Consider the following 2,938-nt stretch of genomic DNA (forward strand, 5'->3'; position numbering starts at 1 on the left):
CGCCGCGCACGAGCGACCGCTCGAAGCGCTGGACGACCCCGAGGCGCTGATCGAGGCGGTCGAGATCGCCTGCCGCTGCGGCGCTTTCGCCGTCACTCGCCCCGGCGCCTACGCCGCCCTGCCCACCCGCGAAGACATCGACGCCCTCGCCTGAAACGCTAGACGTTGGTCGCGTTGTGATAATGTCAGACATTTACTAGACTCCTTGCATTTGCCGCCTGCGGCCTTGTTCAGGAGCCTGCATGTCCCTCGATGCCCTGCCTGCCCATAGCGGCGGCGCCGACGAACTCGCCCGCCTGCTCGCCCGGGCACTGTTGAGCGGGCGCTGGCGCCCCGGCGAAGTGTTTCCCAAGGAGCTGGATCTGGCCCGACACTTCGCCGTCAGCCGCAACCAGGTCCGCAATGCCCTGGCCCGCCTGACCGCTGCCGGGCTTCTCGAGCGCACCGCCGGGCGCGGCACCGTGGTACGCGCGCTCGGCGAGTGGCATTTGCTCGACCCGACCATCAGCGAGTGGATGACGGGCCTCACTCGGCTCGATCCTGAGCTGATTCGCGCCATCTACGCCTTTCGCTTCTCCGCCGAGCCCGCCGTGGCAGCGCTCGCCGCGCGCATGGCGGACCCCCAAGATCTCGAGCGCCTGCGCGAAGCCTACGACGGCATGGCTGAAAGCGCCGAACAGGACCGCCAGCGCCACGCCGAGTTCGACGTGCGCTTTCACGACGCCATCTATCAAGCGAGCGACAACCTGGTGTGGCGCCAGGTGGGCCATCTGCTGCGCCCTTGCATCATGGCCTTGGTGCAGGACTCCCAGCGCCGGCTCGACACCCTGGCCGACAGCCTCGCGCGCCATCGCCGCCTGATGGATGCGATCATCGAAGGCGACGAACAGGCGGCCTCCCACGCCGCCCGCGAGGTGCTGCTGCGCACCGCCCGGGATCTCGAGATCGCTTTCGAATGACGCCCATCTTCCCACGACCACAGGAGTTTCCATGAAGATCACGCGCCTCAAGACCTGGCAGGTACCGCCACGCTGGCTGTTTCTCAAGATCGAGACCGACGAAGGCTGCTACGGCTGGGGCGAGCCGGTCATCGAAGGCCGCGCCGCCACGGTGGAAGCCGCCGTGCACGAGCTTGCCGACTACCTGATCGGCCAGGACCCGCACCGTATCGAGCATCTGTGGAACACGCTCTACCGCGCCGGCTTCTACCGCGGCGGGCCGATTCTGATGAGCGCGATCGCCGGCATCGACCAGGCGCTGTGGGACCTGAAGGGGCGCGACCTGGGCGTGCCGGTGCATCAGCTTCTGGGCGGTGCGGTGCGCGACAGGATGCGCATGTACGCCTGGACCGGCGGCGACCGGCCCAGCGACGTCGGCGCCGGGGCCAGGGCGCTGGTCGACAAGGGCTTCACCGCCTTCAAGATGAACGGTACCCCGGAGATGCAGATCGTCGACTCGCACAAGAAGATCGATGAAGCGGTGGCGCGGGTGCGCGAGGCGCGCGAAGCGGTGGGGCCGGACGTCGGCATCGGCATCGACTTTCACGGCCGCGTGCACCGGCCGATGGCCAAGGCGCTTCTGCGCGAGCTCGAGCCCTATCACCCGATGTTCGTCGAGGAACCGGTGGCCCCGGAGCATCTGCCGTGCCTGAAGGAGATCGCCGGCGGGCTTGGCTATCCGCTGGCCACCGGCGAGCGTCTGCATACCCGCTTCGAGTTTCGCGACCTTTTGCAGGACGGCATGATCGATATCGTCCAGCCGGATCTCTCCCACTGCGGCGGCATCAGCGAAGGGCTCAAGATCGCCGCGCTCGCCTCGGCCTATGATGTGGCGCTGGCGCCTCACTGCCCGCTCGGCCCGCTGACGCTGGCCGCTTCGCTGCAGCTCGACGCGGTGAGCCACAACGCCTTCATCCAGGAGCAGAGCATGGGCATCCACTACAACCAGGGCAACGACGTGCTCGACTACCTGGTGGACAAGACCGCGCTTTCGATCAAGGACGGCTTCTGCGCCATCCCTCAGGGCCCCGGGCTCGGGGTGGAGATCGACGAGCAGTTCGTCGAGGAGCGTGCCAAGACCGGCCACCGCTGGCGCAACCCGGTGTGGAGCCACGAGGATGGCTCCATCGCCGAATGGTGATCACCTCAACGGGAGACGTTGCATGACGACCGCTACCCACGAGCGACTGGCCTGGATCGCCGCGGACTGGGGCTCCTCCAACCTGCGGGTATGGGCGATGGACGCCGCCGACCGGGTGATCGATCGCGCCCGCAGCGAGAAAGGCATGCTGGCCCTTTCCCCCGCCGAGTACGAGGCGGAGCTTCTGCGCCTGGTGAACGACTGGCTGCCCGATCAAACGGTGCGCGTGGTGGTCTGCGGCATGGCTGGCGCCCGCCAGGGCTGGCAGGAGGCGGCCTACCTGGCGCTTCCCGCCGCGCTTGACCGGCTGAGCCAGGCGGCGGTTCGTCCCCGTTTGCAGGATCAGCGGCTCGAGGTCGTGATCCTGCCCGGCGCGAGCCAGCGCGGCCTCGACGGCGCCTTCGACGTGATGCGCGGCGAGGAGACCCAGCTCGCCGGGCTGCTCGCCACCTCCCCCGGCTTCAGCGGCCTTGCCTGCCTGCCCGGCACCCATTCGAAATGGGCGCGCCTGGACGAGGGTGCCCTCACCCGCTTCGCCACGTACCTCACCGGCGAGCTTTATGAGCTGCTGGCCGGCCACTCGGTGCTACGTCATTCAGTTGCGCCGGACCTGGACGATGACGCCTGCCGCGACGCCTTTCGCCAGGCGGTGCGCGAAAGCGTCGACCATCCCGGGCGCTTCACCAACGCGCTGTTCACCCTGCGTGCCCGAGACCTGCTCGACACCACGCTGCCCGGCGGCGAGCGGCGCGGGCAGTTGCTCGGCGCACGGCTCTCGGGGCTCGTCATCGGCCAGGAG

The 2,938-nt window shown here is 68.6% G+C and carries 3 protein-coding genes; all 3 read left to right on the forward strand.

What is annotated here, in order from left to right; all coding sequences use genetic code 11:
* Positions 1 to 242 precede the first annotated feature (242 nt).
* Positions 243 to 959, forward strand: a complete 717-nt coding sequence (locus tag BIS11_RS14085) for a FadR/GntR family transcriptional regulator (protein WP_253586352.1) — start codon at positions 243 to 245, stop codon at positions 957 to 959.
* A gap of 31 nt (positions 960 to 990) precedes the next feature.
* The gene (gene dgoD, locus BIS11_RS14090; RefSeq protein ID WP_253422502.1) at positions 991 to 2,139 is read left to right on the forward strand and encodes a galactonate dehydratase; all 1,149 of its coding nucleotides are present in this window, start codon (positions 991 to 993) and stop codon (positions 2,137 to 2,139) included.
* Positions 2,140 to 2,161: 22 nt separating this feature from the next.
* Positions 2,162 to 2,938 (forward strand): 2-dehydro-3-deoxygalactonokinase (locus tag BIS11_RS14095; RefSeq protein WP_253586353.1); only part of this gene is annotated, 777 nt, incomplete at its 3' end.

The organism is Halomonas sp. 707D4 (assembly GCF_024158685.1).
Lineage (GTDB): Bacteria > Pseudomonadota > Gammaproteobacteria > Pseudomonadales > Halomonadaceae > Vreelandella.

Bases quoted from the DNA above. Each gene is read 5' to 3' on its own strand.
- BIS11_RS14085 (WP_253586352.1), top strand. From the start codon at position 243: ATGTCCCTCGATGCCCTGCCTGCCCATAGCGGCGGCGCCGACGAACTC.
- dgoD (WP_253422502.1), top strand. From the start codon at position 991: ATGAAGATCACGCGCCTCAAGACCTGGCAGGTACCGCCACGCTGGCTG.